The sequence below is a fragment of the Scandinavium goeteborgense genome (assembly GCF_003935895.2).
Classification (GTDB): domain Bacteria; phylum Pseudomonadota; class Gammaproteobacteria; order Enterobacterales; family Enterobacteriaceae; genus Scandinavium; species Scandinavium goeteborgense.
Window position 1 is genome coordinate 1,032,917 of record NZ_CP054058.1, and the last position, 22,851, is coordinate 1,055,767.

The window sequence follows — 22,851 nt, forward strand, 5'->3', positions numbered from 1 at the left end:
GTTTTGTTGTTGTCTATGACCCTGAGTTACCGAAAAAGTTTATGCCGCCAGCAACTCTTTGGCGTTCGCCAGCGTGTTGCGAGTCACTTCGCTGCCACCGAGCAGACGGGCCAATTCCTGCAAACGCGCGCGTTTATCGAGCGGCTGCATATGTGTTTCGGTCATTGCGCCGTCGGTTTCTTTGCTGACGTAGAAATGATGGTGACCACAACCCGCCACCTGCGGCAGGTGGGTGACGCACATTACCTGAGTCGATTCGCCGAGCTGACGCAGCAGTTTGCCGACGACTGCTGCGGTTGGGCCGCTGATACCCACATCCACCTCATCGAAAATCAGCGCCGGGGTTTCCATTTTACGGGCGGTGATCACCTGGATAGAAAGTGCGATACGGGAAAGCTCACCGCCGGACGCGACTTTCGCAATCGGCTGCAACGGCTGGCCTGGGTTGGTTGTGACACGAAACTCAATGCGGTCGGCACCTTCGGCGGTCAGATGTTTTGCTTCGAAGCTGACATCAATGGCGAACAGCCCATGTGGCATTGAAAGTGAGTGCATGCTGTCGGTGATCAGCCCGGCTAATTCAGTGGCGCTGGCCTGGCGTAATGCATGCAGCTGTTCGGCGGTTTCCAGTGCCTGCTGGTGGTGTTTAGTCACTGCAAGGCTCAGGGTTTCCGCAGAATCGGCCTGGTCGTCCAGCTGCTGCTGTTCATCGAGCAGAGACTGATAAAACGCCGGGAGTTCTTCCGGGGTCACATTGTGCTTACGTGCCAGCGCAATCTGGCGGGAAATGCGCTGTTCAAGTTCAAACAGACGGTTTGGGTCGAGATCGAGCCGGTCGCAGTAGTGACGCAGTTCATCGCTGGCTTCGCTGAGCTGAATGGCCGCTTCTTCCAGCATGTCGAGCACGCCGGACACTTTGCTGTCCATGCTGACCAATTCGGTTACCAGTTGGCGCGCGCTGTACAGCTGACTTAACAGGTTCGCGTCTTCGCCATCAGCCAGAATCGACATGGCATGTTGGCTGGTGCTGATCAGCTGCCCGCTGTTGGCGAGGCGTTTGTACTCTTCATCAATTTGCTCAAACTCACCCGCCAGCGGCTGGAACTCGTTCAGCTCTTTCAGTTGATACTGAAGTAATTCCGCACGCGCGATGCGTTCATGGCTGAGTTGCTGATGCTGCGCGAGGTCACGACAGCTCTGATGCCACTGACGATACTGCTCCGCCATACGCGAGGTGAGTACTGACTCACCGGTATAGCCATCGAGCAGGGATTTTTGGTGTTCGGGTTTAACCAGAAGCTGATGCGCGTGCTGACCGTGAATTTGAATCAGCAGTTGCCCGAGTTCGCGGAGCTGAGAAAGAGGGACGGCGGTGCCGTTAATGAAGCCTCGCGAACGGCCATCACTGCTGATTACGCGGCGAAGTAAACACTCACGTCCGTCTTCCAGCTGGTTTTGCTCCAGCCAGCGTTGAGCCGCAGGTGTGTCTTTCAGAACGAAGCGGGCACAGAGATCGGCGCGGGTTGCACCCATGCGAACGATGTCGCCTTCTGCGCGGCCACCCAGGCACAACCCAAGGGCATCAATCGCAATAGATTTACCGGCACCGGTTTCCCCGGTGATGGCCGTCATTCCGCTGTGAAAATCGATTTCAAGCTCACGTACGATTGCAAAATTGCTGATGGTCAGTTGTGCCAGCATAGTCGTCTTCCTGTATGAAAAACCATAACTGTATTTTCATACAGTATAAACTGGTTTTTTATACAGTAAAGAGCCGAAATGCAAAATCAGAACAATTTTTTTGACCAACCGAGTTTTGAGCTCAATGTGTTGAAATAGCTGTAATCTTTGGGGTGAATCAGGTTGAGATGGTAATCGCAGCGGCGGATCAGCACGTCTTCGCCTTCCTGAATCGGCAGCGCAATCTGGCTGTCACAGCTGATTTCCAGGTCACTTCGGGGATGAGCAAACCGCAGGCGAATGGTGCTGCTGCTGTTGATAACCAACGGGCGCGCGGACAGCGTGTGCGGGAACATTGGCACCAGCGTGATGGCATCCAGTGAAGGAGTCAGAATAGGGCCGCCCGCTGAAAGTGAGTAGGCGGTTGAACCGGTCGGCGTCGAGATAATCAGGCCGTCTGAACGCTGGGAAAAGGCAAACACTTCATCGATATACACTTCGAATTCAATCATGTGCGCCACTTTACCTGGATGCAGCACCACTTCGTTGATGGCGGTGCTGATCCGCTTCTGGCACTCCTTCTGGCACACCTGTGCCTCAAGCAGAAAGCGCTTCTCGGTGATATAGTGGCCTTCGAGCACGTCAGCCAGCTGCTGATGCGCGTTATCGGGGTCGAGATCGGTCAGGAAGCCCAGGTTGCCACGGTTTATGCCGATAACTTTTATGTCGTAGCGAGCGAGCGTTCGCGCGGCGCCGAGCATATTGCCATCACCGCCGACCACCACCGCCAGGTCGGCCTGTTGGCCAATTTCAGCCAGGGTGCCGGTGGCAACGTTCTTTAATTGCAGCTCGCGGGCAATCTGTTGTTCAACAATGACATTGTAGCCTTTGGTACACAGCCAGCGGTACAGCATTTCATGTGTGGTCAGCGCGGTAGGATGGCGGGGATGACCGACAATACCGATACACTTGAAATGATTGTTCATTTTCTGGAGGTCCTTGTGGCGAATGAATGATGACAATGTGCCTGCTTCCCTTGAAACCCGCAGCACGATCCCCATAATAAGCGAAGTCAGCGAGATGAATACGAAAAAACGCGGAGAAATTCATGAGTAGTAAAGAACAGAAAACGCCTGAGGGGCAAGCCCCGGAAGAAATTATCAAGGACCAGCACGATGAGGTAGAGGCCGTGGAGCCTGAGACTTCGGCTGAGCAGGTGGATCCGCGCGATGAGCAAATTGCGAATCTGGAAGCACAGCTTAACGAAGCTCAGACCCGCGAACGCGATGGTGTTCTGCGTGTGAAAGCCGAGATGGAAAACCTGCGTCGTCGTACCGAACTGGACGTCGAGAAGGCGCATAAATTTGCGCTGGAGAAGTTCGTGAACGATCTTCTGCCGGTTATCGACAGCCTGGATCGTGCGCTGGAAGTGGCTGATAAAGCCAATCCGGACATGGCTCCGATGATTGAAGGGATTGAACTGACTCTGAAATCCATGCTCGACGTTGTACGAAAGTACGGTGTGGAAGTGGTGGGTGATACCAACGTACCGATGGACCCGAATGTCCATCAGGCGATTGCGATGGTTGAGTCAGATGAAGTGGGTGCGGGCAACGTGCTGATGGTGATGCAGAAGGGTTATACCCTGAACGGTCGTACCATTCGCGCGGCAATGGTCTCAGTCGCTAAAGCGAAGGCGTAATTCCAACGCTTTTCCTCTCCCCATCCGGGGAGAGGATCTTTAATATTCCGCTGTTTTATTCCCCGACACTTTCCCGAATAGATTTCACCGGCACCACTTTCACCTGCTTAATCATATTGTCCTGCACGTCGAGAATATCGATGTCGTAATGGTTGATGCGCACGCGCGTACCAATCGCCGGGATCTCTTCCAGCGCTTCCAGAATCACGCCATTGATGGTGCGGGCTTCGTCTTCCGGAAAATGCCAGTTGAAGGCTTTGTTCAGCTCGCGCACGTTGGCGGTGCCGTCGATGATCACCGAACCGTCATTTTGCGGAGTGACTTCCTCCGCAAGTGAAGGCGACATCGAGGTCGTGAAATCGCCGACGATCTCTTCCAGAATATCTTCCACCGTCACCAGGCCCTGGATATCGCCGTATTCGTCGACCACCAGGCCCGCTTTCTTCTTGTTCCGTTGAAACTTCACCAGTTGGGTGCTGAGCGGCGTACCTTCCGGCACGTAGTAGATTTCATCCGAGGCGCGCAGCAGCACTTCTTTGGTGAACTCCTGCTTCTCCGTCATCAGGCGGTAGGCTTCGCGCACGCGCAGCATGCTGATGGCGTCATCCAGCGAGTCGCGGTACAGCACAATGCGCCCGTGCGGTGAGTGCGTGAGCTGGCGGACGATAGATTTCCAGTCGTCGTTGATATCAATCCCGACGATTTCGTTGCGCGGCACCATGATGTCGTCGACGCTGACCTTTTCCAGGTCCAGCACCGACAGCAGCATGTCCTGATTACGACGGGAAATTTGTGAGTGTGATTCGTTCACGATGGTACGCAACTCGTCTTTGCTCACCGCCCCGCTGATAGTGGTATCGGTTTTGATGCCCATCATGCGCATCAAAACGCGGGTGATAGTGTTCAACAGCCACACCAGCGGCATCATCAGGATTTGCAGCGGGGCCAGCAGAAAACTGCTCGGATAGGCGACTTTTTCCGGATACAAGGCGGCGATGGTTTTCGGCAGCACTTCGGCGAAAATCAGCACCACGAAGGTTAAGATACCGGTGGCAATCGCCACGCCCGCATCGCCGTAGAGGCGCATACCGACGATAGTGCCCAGCGCAGAGGCGAGAATATTGACGAGGTTGTTGCCAATCAGCACCAGGCTAATCAGGCGGTCAGGTTTACGCAGCAGCTTTTCGACACGTTTTGCTGCCTTGTTGCCCTGCTTTGCCATATGACGTAACCGGTAGCGGTTAAGGGTCATCATCCCGGTTTCTGAACCGGAGAAGTAGGCAGAGATAATAACCATGACGACAAGCGTAATGATAAGCGTCGTGGTTGAGATATGTTCCAAACCGGGTTTCCTTTAAGTCTTAGCTCACAAACTGTTGCAGCACGCGGCTGCCAAAATAGGCCAGCGTCAGAAGTCCTGCGCCAGCCACGTTAAACCAGACCACGCGACGACCGCGCCAGCCTTCATGATAGTGACCCCATAACAACACGATATAGACAAACCAGGCGATGATAGACAGCACCGCTTTGTCGATATTTTCTACGCTGAACAGGTTGTGCAGATAAAACAGACCCGTGCACAGGGTCAGAGTGAGCAGCACAACACCCACTTGGGTGATGTGAAACATTTTACGTTCGATGCTCATTAGCGGCGGCATTTCGCTGCTAAAGGCGAGTTTTTTATTCTTGAGCTGATAGTCGATCCACGCCAGCTGGAAGGCATACAGCGCGGCGATAATCAGCGTTGCGTAGGCAAACAGCGACAGCCCAATGTGCACCATCATTCCCGGCGTTGTTTCCAGATGCGTAATAAACTCATTAGGCATGAAGGTGGCGAACGCGAGGTTGATCAGGGCAAACGCATAGACAATCGGCAGCAGCAGCCAGCCGCGATTGCGCGACGCGACGATGGTCATCACCGTACAAATCATCAGGCTGACCAGCGAGCCGACGTTCAACAGGCTCAGGTTTTGTCCGCTATCACCGCCGGGCAAAATCCGCGCTTCAAGCGCAAATGCGTGGCAGATGAGGGCAATGACCGCTGAAAGAATCGCCATGCGCCGCCAGCCGCTGTTTTTTTGCAGCAGGCCAGGAATGATCAGTGCAAGGCTGATGGAGTAGGCAACAAGCGCGAGCAGGGCAAAAACAGGCATAGAGATGTCGACATTGGCGTGTGATGAAAGAGAAGCAGTATAACGTTACGTGGCTCAGGCTCCAACCGTTGCATCACAACTCGTGCGGTGTCGTGTTATACTGCGGCAAAATTCTGTGAATGTGTCGCTGTGGCGACCGTACGTTTCCACCTCAGGCGAGAGACAATGTTTGATAATTTAACCGATCGTTTGTCGAGTACGCTGCGCAACATCAGCGGTCGCGGACGCCTTACTGAAGACAACATCAAAGACACGCTGCGCGAAGTGCGCATGGCGCTGCTGGAAGCTGACGTCGCGCTGCCTGTCGTTCGTGATTTCATCAACCGCGTTAAAGAAAGCGCGGTGGGGCATGAAGTTAACAAGAGCCTGACGCCAGGCCAGGAATTCGTCAAAATCGTTCGTAAAGAACTGGTTGCGGCGATGGGCGAAGAAAACCAGGTTCTGAACCTGGCCGCTCAGCCACCGGCTGTCGTATTGATGGCGGGCCTGCAGGGTGCCGGTAAAACAACCAGCGTCGGTAAGCTCGGTAAGTTCCTGCGCGAAAAGCATAAGAAGAAAGTGCTGGTCGTGTCGGCGGACGTTTATCGCCCGGCGGCGATTAAACAGCTGGAAACCCTGGCCGAACAGGTGGGTGTCGATTTCTTCCCATCCGATGTGGCTCAGAAACCTGTCGATATCGTTAACGCGGCGCTCAAAGAAGCGAAGCTGAAATTCTACGACGTGCTGCTGGTGGATACCGCTGGCCGTTTGCACGTCGACGAAGCGATGATGGACGAAATCAAGCAGGTTCATGCCGCGATTAATCCGGTAGAAACGCTGTTTGTGGTCGATGCCATGACCGGTCAGGATGCCGCGAATACGGCGAAGGCGTTTAACGAAGCGCTGCCGCTAACCGGTGTGATTCTGACCAAAGTCGATGGTGATGCCCGCGGTGGTGCGGCGCTCTCGATTCGTCACATCACCGGTAAACCGGTTAAATTCCTCGGCGTCGGCGAGAAAACGGAAGCGCTGGAGCCGTTCCATCCGGATCGTATCGCGTCCCGTATTCTCGGCATGGGCGACGTGCTGTCGCTTATCGAAGATATCGAAAGCAAAGTTGACCGCGCTCAGGCTGAAAAGCTGGCGAATAAACTCAAGAAAGGCGACGGCTTTGACCTCACCGATTTCCTTGAGCAGCTGCGTCAGATGAAAAACATGGGCGGCATGGCGAGCCTGATGGGCAAACTGCCGGGCATGGGCCAGATTCCTGATAACGTGAAAGCGCAGATGGATGACAAAGTGCTGGTGCGTATGGAAGCGATCATCAACTCGATGACCTTCAAAGAACGCGCCCACCCGGAAATCATCAAAGGCTCGCGTAAACGCCGTATCGCAGCGGGCTGCGGTATGCAGGTGCAGGACGTTAACCGTCTTCTGAAACAGTTCGACGACATGCAGCGCATGATGAAGAAAATGAAGAAAGGCGGTATGGCGAAGATGATGCGTGGGATGAAAGGGATGATGCCACCGGGTTTCCCGGGGCGCTAGGCCTGGCTTGTTTGCCATTTTAGTTCCGGGGTGTGCTCAAAATGCTCACGTACTTCGTGTACGCTCCGCTTTTTGCGCGCACGCCGTAACTAAACGGGCTGCACCGCCGACGGCCTTCAGCAGCAGAGTTTATAACTGTTGATTGCAATTTCCCCAGAAATCAGTAAAATTTTCGGGCTTTTAATATGACACTGGGCTCCGTTCCTCGATGGGGCCCTGTGTTTTATTCACACAAGAGGATGTTATGGTAACTATTCGTTTAGCACGTCACGGCGCAAAAAAGCGTCCGTTCTACCAGGTTGTCGTTGCTGACAGCCGTAATGCACGCAACGGCCGCTTCATTGAGCGCGTTGGTTTCTTCAACCCAATCGCTTCCGCTGCAGAAGAAGGCACTCGCCTGGATCTGGATCGTATCGCTCACTGGGTTGGCCAGGGCGCAACTGTTTCTGATCGCGTAGCTACGCTGATCAAAGCAGCAAACAAAGCAGCTTAATCTGTCACGGTGGTCATGATGAGCAAGCAACTCGCCGCGAAAGTCCCAGCTGAACCTATCGTGGTCGGCAAATTGGGCTCTTCCTACGGTATTCGTGGTTGGCTCAGAGTGTTTTCTTCCACCGAAGACACCGAAAGCATTTTTGACTATCAGCCCTGGTATATCCAGAAGGCGGGTCAGTGGCAAATCGTTGAGCTGGAAAGCTGGCGTCACCACAATCAGGATCTGGTTATCAAGCTGAAAGGCGTTGAAGACCGGGATGCTGCGAATATCATGACAAATTGCGAAATTTTCGTGGATTCATCGCAGTTGCCTCAGCTCGGAGAGGGTGACTACTACTGGAAAGACCTTATGGGTTGCCAGGTAGTGACCACTGAAGGCTATGACCTCGGTAAAGTCATCGACATGATGGAAACCGGGTCCAATGACGTTCTCGTCATTAAGGCAAACCTGAAAGATGCGTTTGGTATCAAGGAGCGGTTGGTTCCGTTCCTCGATGGGCAGGTTATCAAGAAAGTCGATCTCACTACTCAAACCATTGAAGTAGATTGGGATCCTGGTTTTTAAAACCTCCGGATTAACGGTAAAAGACGGCACTATGGGGATTGGCTTGTGTTTATTGGTGTAGTTAGCCTCTTTCCAGAGATGTTTCGTGCGATTACCGACTACGGGGTAACTGGCCGGGCAGTAAAAAATGGCCTGCTGAGCATCCAGAGCTGGAGTCCTCGTGATTTCGCTCATGACCGGCACCGTACCGTGGACGAACGTCCTTACGGCGGCGGACCGGGGATGCTAATGATGGTGCAACCTTTACGGGATGCTATTCATGCAGCAAAAGCCGCGGCAGGTGAAGGCGCGAAGGTGATTTATCTTTCACCTCAGGGACGCAAGCTTGATCAAGCAGGCGTCAGCGAACTGGCAGCGAGTCAGAAATTGATTCTGGTGTGCGGTCGCTATGAAGGGGTAGATGAGCGCGTAATCCAAACCGAGATTGACGAAGAATGGTCTATCGGCGATTACGTTCTCAGCGGTGGTGAGTTACCAGCAATGACGCTGATTGACTCAGTCTCCCGGTTTATTCCGGGCGTTCTGGGCCATGAAGCATCAGCAACGGAAGATTCCTTTGCTGATGGTTTGTTGGACTGTCCACACTATACCCGCCCTGAAGTGTTGGAAGGGATGGAGGTCCCGGCAGTTTTACTGTCAGGCAACCATGCCGAGATACGTCGCTGGCGTCTGAAGCAGTCGCTGGGCCGGACCTGGCTTAGAAGACCTGAACTTCTGGAAAACCTGGCTCTGACTGAAGAGCAAGCAAGGTTGCTGGCGGAGTTCCAACGGGAACACGCACAACAGCAACATAAACATGATGGTGAGGCGTAAGCCCCCCAAATATCAGTTTACCCAGGATAAGAGATTAAATTATGAGCAACATTATTAAGCAAATTGAACAAGAGCAGATGAAGCAGGACGTACCTTCATTCCGTCCGGGTGATTCCGTGGAAGTGAAAGTATGGGTTGTTGAAGGTTCCAAAAAACGTCTGCAGGCATTCGAGGGCGTGGTTATCGCTATCCGTAACCGCGGTCTGCACTCTGCATTCACTGTTCGCAAAATTTCCAACGGCGAAGGCGTTGAGCGTGTCTTCCAGACTCACTCTCCAGTCATTGACAGCATTACTGTTAAACGTCGTGGTGCCGTTCGTAAAGCTAAACTGTACTACCTGCGTGAGCGTACTGGTAAGTCTGCTCGTATCAAAGAGCGTCTTAACTAAGATTCGCTTAAGCGACATCCAAGTTAAAAAGGGCTGGCCGCAAGGCTGGCCCTTTTTTATTGTCAGTCCTCTCGAATGTTAACCTTCTCGCTGCAAATCATTTACAATGTCCCCGCTTCGGAGGGCAGATGGCAGAGAACACATTTCATCGCAGTAACGGTAAACGCCTCGCGGCCTGGTTCGCGCTGTTTGCTATTGCGTTGATTATTGTGGCGCCGTTGATTTCCGTTTCACTGCAAAAAGACCCGATGAGTGCGATGCCCGGTATGCATCACGATATGTCGATGATGAACAAGCATCATGATGGGCACCTTCCGGGCACGACACCGGTTGATCACGCTGAGGCCTGTGGCTACTGCGTGCTGTTGGCGCACGTGCCGGGGCTAATCCTGGCCTTGGTGCTGCTGGTCTGCGCGTTACTGTTACGCCTGCGTTTACGACCGCCGCGACTCCGCGTGCAGGTCTGGCATTTTTCTCCCTGGCTTTATCCTCATCCCCGAGCACCGCCGCGTCTGTCTGCTTTTACCTGCTAACAACATAAGAATGGGCGCCCCGCGCCACACTCCCTGTTTGCTTTTTAAAAGGAAAAGTATGACAACCTGCACCCCGCGCGCGGCATGGGTCAACCTGCTGCGTCGTCTTCATTTCGCTATTGGCCTGTTTGTCGGGCCGTTCATCTTAGTGGCGGCACTGACCGGCACGCTGTACGTTGCGACGCCGCAGCTGGAAAACCTACTGTATCGCGACGCCCTGACTGCTGGAAAAGGGGGAGAGCCGCACTCTCTGGCCGAACAAATCGCCGTGGCAGAAAAAGCGACGGGCCAGAATCTGGCGCTGTATGCCGTGCGTCCGTCGCTGACACCCGGCGAAACCACTCGCGTGATGTTTCGCTCCCCGTCTTTGGGGGAATCTGAAAGCCGAGCGCTGTTCATCGATCCCGTCACGCTGGCGGTGAAAGGCGATATGACGGTGTACGGCACCAGCGGCATTTTGCCCCTGCGTCAGTGGATTGATTACGCCCATCGCTCTTTGCTGTTGGGTAACGTCGGACGGCTTTACAGTGAGTTGGCTGCGTCGTGGATGTGGCTGGCAGCCTGCGGTGGAATTGCGCTGTGGTTCTTTACCCGACCGAAAAGGCGCATCCGTAACCGCGTGCAGAACAATCGTCGAGTGCACGTCGTGCTGGGCTGGGTTCTGCTGGGCGGTATGCTGCTGTTCTCGGCGACAGGCTTGACCTGGTCACAGTGGGCGGGCGGTAACGTCGATAGACTGCGTTCGGCATTTAACTGGCTGACGCCGCAGGTGAATACCCAGCTTGATGGCCAGATGATGATGTCAGACCCGCACGCTGAGCATCACGGCGCTCACGCTGGAATGACGATGGCAATGATGGCCCCGGACGTTGTGCTGTTTGATGACGTACTTCATCTGGCGCAGCAGGCCGGTATTGATGCCCGCAAAGTCGAAATCCGACCGGCGAAAAGCGAAGACAAAGCGTGGACGGTGACGGAGAACGATCGTGGCTGGCCAACTCAGGTCGATGCAGTGGCGATCGACGCCACAAAAATGCAGATCGTGGATCGCACGCGTTTTGCTGATTTCCCGCTGATGGCCAAGCTGACACGCTGGGGTGTGGATTTCCATATGGGTCTGCTGTTTGGCGTGCTGAATCAGATCCTGCTGATCGCCTTTGGCACGGCGCTGTGTGTGATGATCGTAGTGGGTTATCGGCTGTGGTGGAGTCGTCGGCCAACGCCTGCGAAATACAATCCGCTGACCACACTCACTCAAAGCTGGTGTGATTTGACGAGAGTAGGACAGATTACGGTAGGTGTGTTGGCCGTGTTGCTGGGCGTGGCCATGCCGGTACTAGGCGTGAGTTTACTGCTGTTTGTCGCTGTGGATGTTCTGCGCTGGCGCATGGCGAGCGCAGTATCCACGGTTCAGTCAGCGGAATAACCCTCAGGGCGCGCATGTGTTAAGCCGGTGGCGGCCAGGTGTGCGACCATCGCCGCCGCGGTTGCCAATAAAATACAGGTCTATGGGCTGAGTTTGATTTTGCCAACAATTAAATACGGCCTTTACGAAGACCCATTAATTTAACCTGTTAGTTTGCGTTCCTTCATTCATGCCTTTCTGCCAGGCTTCACGTAGCGCTGCAGCGTTTTCCTGACTATCGCAACCTTCAGGGTAAATCTTGCCGGAAACACCCCAGCCAAAAAGCAGATGTGGCGTGCAGATATCTTTCAGGCCCAGGGCATAACCCTTCAGGTACGCTTTACGATCGACTTTGGGATCGTCCTGGTCGCTCGCCAGCTGCTCATCGCTTCTGGCGGTCACGCCGCTTCGACCATCATCAATCCCTTCGCCGTACCAATCGGTGCTGGTCCATTGAGGGGAATGGGCGTAGGGATCAAGCTGGCATCCGTTCAATAATAAAAGCAAAAGCGCACACAGGACTGGCTTCATAGGCTCCTCCATATCAGTGCTTTCAGCATAGCGGAGTCACTGCATATCGCGAGTGGAATGTTTTGTTTACGATAAAAATCAAACTAAATGCGCTTAAAAGGTGTATTGTAAAGTAATATTTACGCATTGTGGATTGAAATCTTTACCGCGTGTGGTATCGTAAGCTCAACCTCGCTGAGGAAACCCTTTTATCGCAAACGAGCTATACAGGATCGCCATCATGCAAAAAGACGCGCTGAACAACGTACATATTGCCGACGAACACGTTCTGATCACTCCTGAAGTCCTGAAAGCGGAATTCCCGCTGACCGTTGAACAGGAAGAGCAGATTGCCCAGTCCCGTCAGACCATTTCCGATATCATTGCCGGGCGCGATCCGCGTCTGCTGGTGGTGTGTGGGCCTTGCTCCATCCACGATCCGGAAGCTGCGATTGAATACGCTCGTCGATTTAAAGCCCTTGCCGCAGAGGTCAGCGATAGCCTCTACCTGGTGATACGCGTCTACTTTGAAAAACCACGAACCACCGTTGGCTGGAAAGGGTTGATCAACGATCCGCACATGGATGGCTCGTTTGATGTTGAAGGCGGCCTGAAAATTGCGCGCCGTCTGCTGGTGGAACTGGTCAGCATGGGCCTGCCACTGGCGACCGAAGCGCTCGACCCGAACAGCCCGCAGTACCTCGGCGATCTGTTCAGCTGGTCCGCTATCGGCGCGCGTACCACAGAATCTCAGACCCACCGCGAAATGGCATCCGGCCTGTCAATGCCAGTTGGCTTTAAAAATGGCACCGATGGCAGCCTGGCAACAGCGATCAACGCCATGCGTGCGGCGGCGATGCCACACCGTTTTGTCGGTATCAACCAGGCGGGTCAGGTTTGCCTGCTGCAAACCCAGGGCAACCCGGATGGGCATGTGATCCTGCGCGGTGGCAAAGCGCCAAACTACAGCCCGGCAGATGTTGCTCAGTGCGAAAAAGAGATGGAACAGGCGGGACTGAAACCTGCGCTGATGGTAGATTGCAGTCATGGTAACTCCAACAAAGACTACCGCCGTCAGCCTGCCGTGGCAGAGTCCGTGGTTGCACAGATTAAAGATGGCAACCGTTCTATTATCGGCCTGATGATTGAAAGTAATATTCATGAAGGCAATCAGTCTTCCGAGCAGCCGCGTTGCGATATGAAATACGGCGTGTCGGTGACCGATGCCTGCATCAGCTGGGAAGCGACGGATGCGCTGCTGCGCGAGCTTGATAAAGATTTACGTGGCCAGTTGGCGGCTCGTCAGGCGTAAGAGGAATTTATGGTTGCTGAACTGACCGCGCTACGCGATCAAATTGATGAAGTAGATAAGGCGCTGCTGGATTTGCTGGCGCGCCGTCTGGAGCTGGTGGCTGAAGTCGGCGAAGTCAAAAGCAAGTATGGCTTGCCGATTTACGTTCCTGAGCGCGAGGCATCGATGCTGGCGTCGCGTCGTCAGGAGGCCGCAGCGTTAGGGGTTCCGCCCGATCTTATCGAAGACGTTCTGCGTCGGGTGATGCGTGAGTCCTACTCCAGCGAAAACGACAAAGGCTTTAAAACGCTCTGTCCGCAGCTGCGTCCGGTGGTTATCGTCGGCGGTGGCGGCCAGATGGGGCGTTTGTTTGAGAAAATGCTGACCCTGTCGGGTTATCAGGTGCGGATCCTTGAGAAAGACGACTGGGCGCACGCGGAAGAGATGCTCTCTGATGCGGGAATGGTTATCGTCAGCGTGCCGATTCACGCCACGGCGGAGATAATCGAGAAGCTGCCCGCCTTGCCGGCGGACTGTATTCTGGTCGATCTGGCGTCGGTGAAAGCCGTTCCGCTGCAGGCGATGCTGGCGGCGCACAATGGTCCGGTACTGGGATTACACCCAATGTTCGGCCCGGACAGCGGCAGCCTGGCGAAACAGGTTGTGGTGTACTGCGATGGTCGTCAGCCGGAAGCGTACCAGTGGTTCCTGGAACAGATTCAGGTCTGGGGCGCGCGTTTGCACCGCATCAGCGCGGTGGAACACGACCAGAATATGGCGTTCATTCAGGCGCTGCGCCACTTCGCGACCTTTGCGTACGGCCTGCATCTGGCGGAAGAGAACGTTCAACTGGAACAGCTGCTGGCGCTGTCGTCACCGATCTACCGCCTGGAACTGGCGATGGTCGGGCGTCTGTTTGCGCAGGATCCTCAGCTGTATGCGGACATCATTATGTCTTCACAGAGCAATATTGCGCTGATCAAACGTTACTACAAACGATTTGGTGAGGCGATTGAACTGCTGGATCAGGGCAACAAGCAGGCCTTTATCGACAGCTTCCGTAAGGTCGAACACTGGTTTGGCGATTACGCCCAGCGCTTCCAGAGTGAAAGCCGGACGCTGTTACGCCAGGCGAATGACAGTCGGCAGTAAGAAAACTGTTTATACTCAAAAGCCAGAGGGGCAACCCGCTGGCTTTTTTTATAGGGAAACGAACATGGCTCAACCTGAGGTGCTGTTTGATTACACCGGCCATTTGCCGGAATGCCCAACCTGGAGCGATGCCGAGCAGGCGCTCTATTGGGCCGATATCCTTGAGTATGAAATTCATCGCTACGACACCCAAAGTGGTGAACATCGGGTCCTGCAATTTCCGGAAGAAGTGGGGTGCTTCTCGCTTCGGGAAAAGGGCGGGTTTATTGTCGCTCTGCGCAGCGCTATCTGGTTAAGCGACAGCCGCGGTCTGTTGGTGCGCAAAATCTGCGATAACCCGAGCAATCCACAGCTGGCCCGCTTTAACGATGGCGGTACCGATCGTGACGGCCGTTTTTACGCAGGCACGTTCTGGGGGCCGGGTGATTACAATGGCGCGCTGCTGGTGCGGGTGGACACTCAACTCAAACCGAAAGTTATCCAGTGTGATATTCGCGGCGCCAACGGGCTGGCCTTCAGTGCCGATAAAAAATGGATGTACTCCTCAGATACCCCAAATGGCGTTATCTATCGCACGCCGTTGGATGAGCAAGGTGAGCCGGGCAAGCGTGAGCCTTTCCGTCATTTCAGTGCGGGAGAGGGCATCCCGGATGGTGCAGCCATAGATGAAGAAGGGTGCTACTGGAGTGCGATGTTCGATGGTTGGCGGGTGGCGCGTTTTTCACCCGAAGGAGAGCAACTGGAAGAATATCGTTTACCGGTTCGTTGCCCGACAATGGTGTGCTTTGGTGGTCCGGACATGAAAACGTTGTTTATCACCACCACCCGAGAAAACATGAGCGCCGAAGAGGTTCGTCAATATCCGCTCTCCGGCGCAATCTTCACCCTGCCTGTTGCCGTCGCAGGGATGAAGAAGCTACCGTTTATTGGCAGTTAAGCCGGGTCAACCGGCACCACCGTTTCGCTCGGATAGCAGCCCAGCACTTTCATGGAGCGGGTGATTTCACCCAGCTCCTTCAACGCGCTTTGCATTGCATCGGCTTCCAGATTGGCCTGCACATCCAGATAAAACATCTCTTCCCACGGGTTACCGTAAATCGGACGCGACTCCAGCTTGGTCATGATCACATTGTGATTACGTAATACCAGCAGCGCTTCAACCAGCGCACCGGCCTGTTGCCCGGTGGCAATCAGCAGCGTTGTTTTGGCCGGAACCTGATCGGAGACGTTGATGGCTTTACGGGCCAGGACCACGAAACGGGTAATGTTCTGTGTCTGGTTTGCCAGATTGCGTTCCAGCACCTGTAATCCATAAAGACCGCCACCCGCCTCGCTGCCAAGCGCGGCAACGTGCGGAGAATTGGCTTCGGCTACTTTTTCCATCGCTGCTGACGTACTTTCGGTGTACTCGATTTTCCAGTGAGGATAGCGATTCAGGAACTGGCTGCACTGCTGGAAAGGCTGTGGGTGGCTGTACACGGTTTCGATTTGGTCGAGACTGGTCGAGCCGGAAACCAGCACGCAGTGATCGATAGGAATCGTCATCTCGCCCACAATCGACAGGCTGGTATGCTGCAGCAGATCATAGACGTCGTTGATGGCGCCTGAGCTGGTGTTTTCAATCGGGACCACGGCGTAGTCAGCTTGTCCGGTTTCGACCTGATTAAAGATGTCGGCGAATTTCGCGCAGCCGCTTTCGATAAATTCCTCAAAATGACGGGCTGCGTACTGACGTGCGGCGAGGTGGGAATACGATCCTTTCGGCCCAAGAAATGCGATGCGCGCTGAGTGCGGGTTAATTTTGTTGAGATGCTGCTGAAGCAGCGCCTGCTGAGTCAGGACCGAATCCTCGATAATCAGCTGGAACAGGCGCGTGATGTAGTGCGCATCGAGATGATGAGCCTGGCCCAGGGTAATCAGGCGTTCGAGCAGATCGCGCTCGCGGTCGATATCGCGTACTGGGCGATGAGATAACAGTTTCGCTTTACCCACTTCAACAGCCAGTCCACGGCGCTCGGCCAACAGCGAGAGCAACTTTTCATCCAGTGCGCTTATCTTATCGCGCAGAGCCAGTAACGGGTTTTCCGCAGTCATAATGTCGCCTTTCTTGTTATCAATAAAAAAGGCCCCCCGGTGTGGGAGGCCTTATTGTTCGTCTTCGCATTCTTTATCACACGACGAAACGCCTCCCAATCAGGGGAAGGTAAAAAAGAATGCGAAGAAGAACGGAACAATTTTCATCAGGGTTTCCTTAGAAGTACGCAGTTAAAGTAACCGTACTGTTTTCATGCTGTCAACCGCTAAAACAGCCGGGCACAAAAAACGCGCCCGAAGGCGCGTTGGATTAACACAGTTGATAAGGATTACTCTTGTTCAACGAAGTTGACGTCTTTCACCGATGCATTGGCGCGACGTGCTTCCCCTTTGTGTTGCACTTTATTGAGCTGCCTTTCCAGCTTGTTGATCAATTCATTAATGGCAGTGTACATATCTTCGTGACGTGCGCTGGCAACCAGATGGCCGTTTGGCGTGTTCAGGGTCGCATCGGCAACAAAGCCCTGTGGTTCCTTAGACAGAACAATATGGGGGTTTATCAGATGAGTTTGCCATTTTTCAAGTTTGGTGAGACGGTCTGCGACGTGCTGGCGGATGGCCGGAGTAATATCCATTTGTTTACTGGTAATGTTCATTGTCATAAATTTTACCTCTTGTCTTTCCCGTCTTGGTGATTCCAGCATACCGTTCTCAATGTCAAAATGTGTGATGTGTATCACGTTATTTTGTCACTTTTTGTCAGTCAGCGTAATTTGTGAGGCAGGACAGGAACAGGGGATTTAATACTTGAGGAATGGAGAAAAGAGGGCCATAGTTGATGGGATGACTGCGGGCTAAACCGGTTCAGCGTCCTCACGAATTGCATAAAAAAGGCAGCCTTCAGGGCTGCCTTTTTCGTTATCAGAACAATCAGCTACTGGTTTTGTCGCCATTGGCGGCAATGATTTTCGCCACTTTGTCGGCCTGCGCAGTCATCTGCATTTCGCGGTAAGCTTTTTCCATCTTCGGCAGCGCATCGCGGGTTGCTTGTGTATCCGGGAAATCACGCAGCATGCCTTCCGTGCGGTTTACTACTGCAACCCACGCGCCGCGATCGGTGTAGTAATCCACAACCGACAGCTCATACTTCGCCAGGCGGTCTTTCAGGAACACCATGCGCTTGTAGGCGTCGGAGGTGTACTGGCTCTGCGGATAGCCACGGACCAGCTTGGAGAAGTCATTGAATGCGTCACGGGCGTGCTGCGGATCGCGGTCAGAGCGGTCAACGCCAAAGAAGCCCTGCAGGGCGCTGTCATCCAGAGCCATGTTAGTCAGGCCACGCATATAGATGACGTAGTCGATGTTCGGGTGAGTCGGGTTAAGACGCATGAAGCGATCGATGGCAGCCTGAGCTAACGGCAGATCGGCGTTTTTGTAGTACGCATAAATCAGGTCGAGCTGAACCTGCTGAGAATACGGGCCAAATGGATAGCGGTTATCCAACGCTTCCAGTTGCGTTATCGCCTGTTTCCAGTTACCGTCCTGCAACTTTTGTTGAGCAGTCGCGTAGATTTCATTTGGCGGGTTATCAGGGACCTCTTCCTTTGAACCGGAGCAACCCGCCAAAGCCAGGCTGAGTGTGGCAAGGGCCACCAGGTATTTCATGCGCGTCATGACGTTTTGACTTTCCTCAGAATGTTTATGCGGGAGATTATCATTCCTGCTCCCGATTAAGACCAGCTACAATAGCACACTATATTATACGGCGAAGCCGTAAAACCCAACGTTAAACGAAGAAGCTGTTTATGGCACAACAAGTACAACTCACCGCAACGGTATCCGAAAAACAACTCGGTCAACGCTTAGATCAGGCTTTGGCCGAAATGTTCCCGGATTATTCACGTTCACGCATAAAAGAATGGATTCTTGACCAGCGAGTGCTGGTTAACGGCGTCATTTGTAGCACGCCGAAGGAGAAAGTGTTGGGGGGAGAACATGTCGCCATCAACGCTGAAATCGAAGAAGAAGCGCGGTTCGAACCACAGGATATCCCGCTGACCATCGTCTATGAAGATGACGACATTCTGGTTATCAACAAGCCGCGCGGCCTGGTAGTTCATCCGGGCGCGGGTAACCCAGACGGGACTATCCTTAATGCACTGCTGCACTATTATCCGCCGATTGTCGACGTTCCACGTGCGGGTATTGTCCATCGTCTGGATAAGGACACCACCGGTCTGATGGTTGTCGCGAAAACCGTTCCGGCGCAAACGCGTCTGGTGGAATCGCTGCAGCTGCGTGAAATTACCCGTGAATATGAGGCCGTCGCGATTGGTCACATGACGTCGGGGGGGACGGTTGAAGAGCCGATCAGTCGCCATCCGACCAAGCGTACCCACATGTCCGTTCACCCAATGGGTAAACCGGCGGTGACGCATTACCGCATCATGGAGCATTTCCGTATTCATACGCGTCTGCGTCTGCGTCTGGAAACGGGACGTACGCACCAGATTCGTGTGCACATGTCGCACATCACCCATCCGCTGGTGGGCGATCAGCTATACGGCGGCCGTCCGCGTCCACCGAAAGGGGCGTCGGAAGCCTTCATCACCGAACTGCGTAAATTCGATCGTCAGGCGCTGCATGCGACCATGCTTCGTCTCTACCATCCAATTACCGGCATCGAGATGGAATGGCATGCGCCAATTCCACAGGATATGGTTGATCTCATTGCCGCTATGCGCGCTGATTTTGAAGAACACAAGGACGACGTCGCCTGGTTATGACCAAGATTATTGTTCCACAGTGGCCGATGCCTGCGGGTGTCGGGGCATGTAGCTCAACGCGAGTGGGTGGCGTGAGTGCGTCGCCCTGGGATTCTCTTAATCTCGGTGCCCACTGTGGCGATAATCCGGAGCACGTTGAAGAGAACCGCCGTCGTTTCTATGAAGCGTCAGCGTTTCCTTCTCGTCCGGTCTGGCTTGAGCAGGTCCACGGTAATGCCGTATTAACGCTGACCGGCGGTGAGTACGATTCCAAACGTGCCGACGCGTCTTACAGCAACAAACCGGGTCTGGTCTGTGCGGTGATGACCGCCGACTGTCTGCCTGTGCTGTTTTGTAATCAGGCGGGCACTGAAGTGGCTGCCGCCCATGCGGGCTGGCGTGGCTTGTGCGGTGGCGTGCTTGAGCAAACCGTCGCGCAATTTCAGGATAAGCCGGAAAACATTCTCGCCTGGCTTGGCCCTGCAATTGGTCCAAAGGCGTTTGAAGTGGGTCCGGAAGTCCGTGAAGCATTCATGGATAAAGATGCGAAAGCTGATAGCGCTTTCCGCCCTGCTGGCGATAAATATTTCGCCGATATCTATCAGCTAGCCCGTCAGCGTCTGGCAAATCTTGGCGTGACTCAGGTGTTCGGCGGTGAACGCTGTACGCTAAGTGAAAAGGATGATTTTTTCTCTTATCGACGCGATCGGACCACCGGTCGTATGGCAAGTTTCATTTGGCTGATATAACCTAAAGAATCAAGACGATCCAGAAGGCTGACATATTTTTCACATAGTCCAGGTCTCTAACCTTGAATAATTGAGGGATGACCTCATTTAATCTCCAGTAGCAAAATTGACCTGTTATGGGAGGAATTATGCGTCTGGATCGTCTTACCAATAAATTCCAGCTTGCACTCGCCGATGCCCAATCTCTTGCATTAGGGCACGACAACCAATTCATCGAACCTCTTCATCTCATGAGCGCACTCCTGAATCAGGAAGGCGGTTCGGTACGTCCTTTATTAACTTCAGCTGGCATTAATGCCGGGCAGTTACGCACGGCCATCGATCAGGCATTGAGCCGTTTACCGCAGGTGGAAGGTACTGGCGGTGACGTTCAGCCGTCTCAGGATCTGGTCCGTGTACTGAATCTTTGCGACAAGCTGGCGCAAAAAAGAAATGACAACTTTATCTCGTCGGAGCTGTTTGTTCTGGCGGCGCTTGAATCACGTGGCACGTTAGCCGACCTGTTAAAAACCGCCGGAGCAACAACCGCCAATGTGACGCAGGCGATTGAACAAATGCGTGGAGGTGAAAACGTGAATGACCAGGGTGCTGAAGATCAGCGTCAGGCGTTAAAGAAATATACCCTTGATCTCACCGAGCGAGCCGAACAGGGCAAACTTGATCCGGTCATCGGCCGTGACGAAGAGATTCGCCGTACCATTCAGGTATTGCAGCGTCGTACCAAAAACAACCCAGTTCTGATCGGTGAGCCTGGGGTGGGTAAAACGGCGATCGTTGAAGGGCTGGCTCAGCGTATTGTTAACGGCGAAGTACCGGAAGGGCTGAAAGGCCGTCGGGTACTGGCGCTGGATATGGGCGCGCTGGTGGCTGGGGCGAAATACCGCGGCGAATTCGAAGAGCGTCTGAAAGGCGTGCTGAACGATCTCTCTAAGCAGGAAGGCAACGTCATCCTCTTTATTGATGAATTGCACACTATGGTTGGGGCTGGTAAAGCGGACGGCGCGATGGATGCGGGCAACATGCTCAAACCCGCGTTGGCGCGTGGTGAACTGCACTGCGTCGGGGCCACTACGCTTGATGAATATCGTCAATATATAGAGAAGGACGCTGCGCTTGAGCGTCGATTCCAGAAAGTGTTCGTGGCGGAGCCGACAGTAGAAGACACCATCGCGATATTGCGTGGCCTGAAAGAACGTTATGAATTGCACCACCATGTGCAAATTACGGACCCGGCGATTGTGGCAGCGGCGACATTGTCGCATCGCTATATTGCCGATCGACAGCTGCCGGATAAAGCCATCGACCTTATCGATGAAGCGGCATCCAGTATCCGGATGGAGATTGACTCTAAACCGGAAGAACTCGACCGACTTGAACGCCGCATTATCCAGCTTAAGCTGGAACAGCAGGCTTTGAAGAAAGAGTCTGACGAAGCCAGCCTGAAACGTCTGGATATGCTCAACGAAGAGCTGGACGATAAAGAACGTCAGTATTCAGAACTGGAAGAAGAGTGGAAAGCGGAAAAAGCATCTCTGTCCGGGACGCAGACCATCAAGTCTGAACTTGAGCAGGCAAAGATTGCGATCGAACAGGCTCGCCGCGTCGGTGATTTAGCGCGGATGTCTGAATTGCAGTACGGCAAAATTCCGGAGCTGGAGAAACAGCTGGCGATTGCCGAGCAGTCTGAAGGCAAAACCATGCGTTTGCTGCGTAACCGCGTTACCGAGGTTGAGATTGCCGATGTGCTGGCGCGCTGGACCGGGATCCCGGTGGCGAGAATGCTGGAAGGCGAGCGTGACAAGCTGCTGCGCATGGAGCAGGAACTGCACAGCCGAGTAATTGGTCAGAACGAAGCGGTGGAAGCTGTCTCCAATGCTATTCGTCGTAGTCGCGCTGGTTTGTCTGATCCGAATCGCCCGATTGGTTCGTTCCTGTTCCTTGGGCCGACCGGTGTCGGTAAAACCGAGCTCTGCAAAGCGCTGGCTAACTTTATGTTCGACAGCGACGATGCGATGGTCCGTATCGATATGTCCGAGTTTATGGAGAAACACTCCGTCTCGCGTCTGGTCGGTGCGCCTCCAGGATATGTTGGCTATGAAGAAGGTGGCTATCTGACCGAAGCGGTTCGCCGTCGTCCTTATTCTGTCATCCTACTGGATGAAGTCGAGAAAGCGCATCCTGATGTGTTCAACATTCTTCTTCAGGTGCTGGACGATGGACGACTGACGGACGGGCAGGGGAGAACGGTTGATTTCCGCAATACCGTTGTCATCATGACGTCGAACCTGGGTTCCGACTTGATTCAGGAACGTTTCGGCGAGCTGGATTACAGTCACATGAAAGATCTGGTGTTGGATGTGGTTAGCCACAGCTTCCGTCCGGAGTTCATCAACCGTATTGATGAAGTAGTGGTCTTCCATCCTCTGGGTGAGAAACACATCGCCTCGATTGCGAAGATCCAGCTGCAGCGTCTGTACCAGCGTCTCGAAGAGCGCGGGTATGACGTACATATAGAAGATGATGCGCTGGCGCTGCTGAGTGCCAACGGCTATGACCCGGTTTACGGCGCGCGGCCATTGAAACGCGCTATCCAGCAGCAGATTGAAAACCCGCTGGCACAGCAAATCCTCTCTGGAGAGCTGATTCCTGGGAAAACTATCCTGCTGAAAGTCAAAGACGACCATATTGTGGCAGTGCAGTAAGTCACATAAATACAAAAACGGGCCCTCAGGGGCTCGTTTTTGTTTAAAAACCAGGCGAAAATTACCCTTCGGTATATCATTTGTATGAATTGCGAGCGATTGAAGGGTTTTTTTGAATTTATACTTGCCGTCTCCTCAGAACTCCCTATAATGCGCCTCCACTGACACGGAACAACGGCTCGCCAGCCGCCGGGTCAGAAGGGTTTCTCAGGAAATCCTGACAGAGAAAAGCGAAAATAAACGCTTGACTCTGAATGAGGAAAACGTATTATACGGGACCTCGAGTTAGCAAGCGAAAGCGCGTAACTCACTGCTCTTTAACAATTTATCAGACAATCTGTGTGGGCACTCAAAGTGACATGGATTCTTAAACGTCGAAAGACGCT

At 53.7% G+C, this 22,851-nt stretch carries 23 protein-coding genes and 1 other annotated feature; of the genes, 14 read left to right on the forward strand and 9 right to left on the reverse strand.

What is annotated here, in order from left to right:
* Positions 1–39 precede the first annotated feature (39 nt).
* Together recN and nadK are read right to left on the reverse strand one after the other, a co-directional pair.
* Entirely contained in the window at positions 40–1,701 is a 1,662-nt protein-coding gene (recN, locus tag A8O29_RS05775) for a DNA repair protein RecN (RefSeq protein WP_125352752.1), read from the reverse strand.
* Between the two features lie 86 nt (positions 1,702–1,787).
* Complete coding sequence (nadK, locus tag A8O29_RS05780) at positions 1,788–2,666, reverse strand: NAD(+) kinase (RefSeq protein WP_110512051.1); 879 nt, start codon at positions 2,664–2,666, stop codon at positions 1,788–1,790.
* A gap of 122 nt (positions 2,667–2,788) precedes the next feature.
* Here nadK and grpE point away from each other — a divergent pair, with 122 nt between their 5' ends.
* Positions 2,789–3,382 (forward strand): nucleotide exchange factor GrpE, encoded by a 594-nt coding sequence (gene grpE, locus A8O29_RS05785; protein ID WP_148098772.1) that lies wholly within the window; start codon positions 2,789–2,791, stop codon positions 3,380–3,382.
* Between the two features lie 55 nt (positions 3,383–3,437).
* On the opposite strand, the gene A8O29_RS05790 is transcribed toward grpE, so the two are convergent.
* Together A8O29_RS05790 and A8O29_RS05795 are read right to left on the reverse strand one after the other, a co-directional pair.
* Entirely contained in the window at positions 3,438–4,724 is a 1,287-nt protein-coding gene (locus A8O29_RS05790; RefSeq protein WP_125352748.1) for an HlyC/CorC family transporter, read from the reverse strand.
* Positions 4,725–4,743: 19 nt separating this feature from the next.
* Entirely contained in the window at positions 4,744–5,535 is a 792-nt protein-coding gene (locus A8O29_RS05795; protein WP_110512053.1) for a cytochrome C assembly family protein, read from the reverse strand.
* A gap of 165 nt (positions 5,536–5,700) precedes the next feature.
* Here A8O29_RS05795 and ffh point away from each other — a divergent pair, with 165 nt between their 5' ends.
* From ffh to A8O29_RS05830, 7 genes are all read left to right on the forward strand, one after another.
* Positions 5,701–7,062 carry a signal recognition particle protein gene (gene ffh, locus A8O29_RS05800; RefSeq protein ID WP_125352746.1) on the forward strand — a complete coding sequence of 454 codons (1,362 nt, stop codon included), beginning with the start codon at positions 5,701–5,703 and terminating at the stop codon, positions 7,060–7,062.
* Positions 7,063–7,306: 244 nt separating this feature from the next.
* The gene (gene rpsP / locus A8O29_RS05805; RefSeq protein ID WP_110512055.1) at positions 7,307–7,555 is read left to right on the forward strand and encodes a 30S ribosomal protein S16; all 249 of its coding nucleotides are present in this window, start codon (positions 7,307–7,309) and stop codon (positions 7,553–7,555) included.
* An 18-nt stretch (positions 7,556–7,573) separates the two neighbouring features.
* Complete coding sequence (gene rimM, locus A8O29_RS05810) at positions 7,574–8,122, forward strand: ribosome maturation factor RimM (RefSeq protein ID WP_125352744.1); 549 nt, start codon at positions 7,574–7,576, stop codon at positions 8,120–8,122.
* A 45-nt stretch (positions 8,123–8,167) separates the two neighbouring features.
* Entirely contained in the window at positions 8,168–8,935 is a 768-nt protein-coding gene (gene trmD / locus A8O29_RS05815) for a tRNA (guanosine(37)-N1)-methyltransferase TrmD (RefSeq protein WP_110512057.1), read from the forward strand.
* 41 nt (positions 8,936–8,976) lie between these two features.
* A complete protein-coding gene (gene rplS, locus A8O29_RS05820) occupies positions 8,977–9,324 on the forward strand; it encodes a 50S ribosomal protein L19 (protein WP_031374778.1) in 348 nt (115 codons plus the stop codon).
* A gap of 128 nt (positions 9,325–9,452) precedes the next feature.
* Entirely contained in the window at positions 9,453–9,857 is a 405-nt protein-coding gene (locus tag A8O29_RS05825; protein ID WP_125352742.1) for a DUF2946 domain-containing protein, read from the forward strand.
* A gap of 58 nt (positions 9,858–9,915) precedes the next feature.
* Positions 9,916–11,283: a PepSY-associated TM helix domain-containing protein gene (locus tag A8O29_RS05830; RefSeq protein ID WP_125352740.1), complete on the forward strand. Its 1,368-nt coding sequence runs from the start codon at positions 9,916–9,918 to the stop codon at positions 11,281–11,283.
* 135 nt (positions 11,284–11,418) lie between these two features.
* On the opposite strand, the gene A8O29_RS05835 is transcribed toward A8O29_RS05830, so the two are convergent.
* Complete coding sequence (locus A8O29_RS05835) at positions 11,419–11,793, reverse strand: DUF2799 domain-containing protein (protein WP_125352738.1); 375 nt, start codon at positions 11,791–11,793, stop codon at positions 11,419–11,421.
* Between the two features lie 220 nt (positions 11,794–12,013).
* Between A8O29_RS05835 and aroF the strand changes: the two genes are divergently transcribed.
* From aroF to A8O29_RS05850, 3 genes are all read left to right on the forward strand, one after another.
* Positions 12,014–13,084 carry a 3-deoxy-7-phosphoheptulonate synthase AroF gene (aroF, locus tag A8O29_RS05840; RefSeq protein WP_125352736.1) on the forward strand — a complete coding sequence of 357 codons (1,071 nt, stop codon included), beginning with the start codon at positions 12,014–12,016 and terminating at the stop codon, positions 13,082–13,084.
* A gap of 9 nt (positions 13,085–13,093) precedes the next feature.
* Entirely contained in the window at positions 13,094–14,215 is a 1,122-nt protein-coding gene (tyrA, locus tag A8O29_RS05845) for a bifunctional chorismate mutase/prephenate dehydrogenase (protein WP_125352734.1), read from the forward strand.
* A 64-nt stretch (positions 14,216–14,279) separates the two neighbouring features.
* Positions 14,280–15,152: an SMP-30/gluconolactonase/LRE family protein gene (locus A8O29_RS05850; protein ID WP_125352732.1), complete on the forward strand. Its 873-nt coding sequence runs from the start codon at positions 14,280–14,282 to the stop codon at positions 15,150–15,152.
* Here A8O29_RS05850 and pheA read toward each other — a convergent pair.
* The 4 genes from pheA to bamD all read right to left on the reverse strand — a co-directional run bounded on the left by pheA (position 15,149) and on the right by bamD (position 17,923).
* Positions 15,149–16,309, reverse strand: a complete 1,161-nt coding sequence (gene pheA / locus A8O29_RS05855; RefSeq protein ID WP_125352730.1) for a bifunctional chorismate mutase/prephenate dehydratase — start codon at positions 16,307–16,309, stop codon at positions 15,149–15,151. The genes A8O29_RS05850 and pheA overlap by 4 nt on opposite strands.
* Positions 16,310–16,331: 22 nt before the next feature.
* Positions 16,332–16,457, reverse strand: a sequence feature (Phe leader region).
* Positions 16,409–16,456, reverse strand: a complete 48-nt coding sequence (gene pheL, locus A8O29_RS05860; protein WP_110512077.1) for a pheA operon leader peptide PheL — start codon at positions 16,454–16,456, stop codon at positions 16,409–16,411. It overlaps the preceding feature by 48 nt.
* A 121-nt stretch (positions 16,458–16,578) precedes the next feature.
* On the reverse strand, positions 16,579–16,911 hold the full coding sequence (gene raiA, locus A8O29_RS05865; RefSeq protein WP_110512068.1) for a ribosome-associated translation inhibitor RaiA: 333 nt from the start codon (positions 16,909–16,911) through the stop codon (positions 16,579–16,581).
* A 268-nt stretch (positions 16,912–17,179) separates the two neighbouring features.
* Positions 17,180–17,923, reverse strand: a complete 744-nt coding sequence (bamD, locus tag A8O29_RS05870; RefSeq protein WP_110512069.1) for an outer membrane protein assembly factor BamD — start codon at positions 17,921–17,923, stop codon at positions 17,180–17,182.
* A 131-nt stretch (positions 17,924–18,054) separates the two neighbouring features.
* On the opposite strand from bamD, the gene rluD reads away from it, so the two are divergent.
* The 3 genes from rluD to clpB all read left to right on the forward strand — a co-directional run bounded on the left by rluD (position 18,055) and on the right by clpB (position 22,465).
* Positions 18,055–19,035, forward strand: coding sequence for a 23S rRNA pseudouridine(1911/1915/1917) synthase RluD (gene rluD, locus A8O29_RS05875; protein ID WP_110512070.1), 981 nt, complete (start codon positions 18,055–18,057; stop codon positions 19,033–19,035).
* Positions 19,032–19,763, forward strand: a complete 732-nt coding sequence (gene yfiH / locus A8O29_RS05880) for a purine nucleoside phosphorylase YfiH (RefSeq protein ID WP_125352728.1) — start codon at positions 19,032–19,034, stop codon at positions 19,761–19,763. The genes rluD and yfiH overlap by 4 nt, the downstream gene beginning before the upstream one ends.
* A 128-nt stretch (positions 19,764–19,891) precedes the next feature.
* Positions 19,892–22,465 (forward strand): ATP-dependent chaperone ClpB, encoded by a 2,574-nt coding sequence (gene clpB, locus A8O29_RS05885; protein WP_125352726.1) that lies wholly within the window; start codon positions 19,892–19,894, stop codon positions 22,463–22,465.
* The last annotated feature ends 386 nt before the right edge of the window (positions 22,466–22,851 follow it).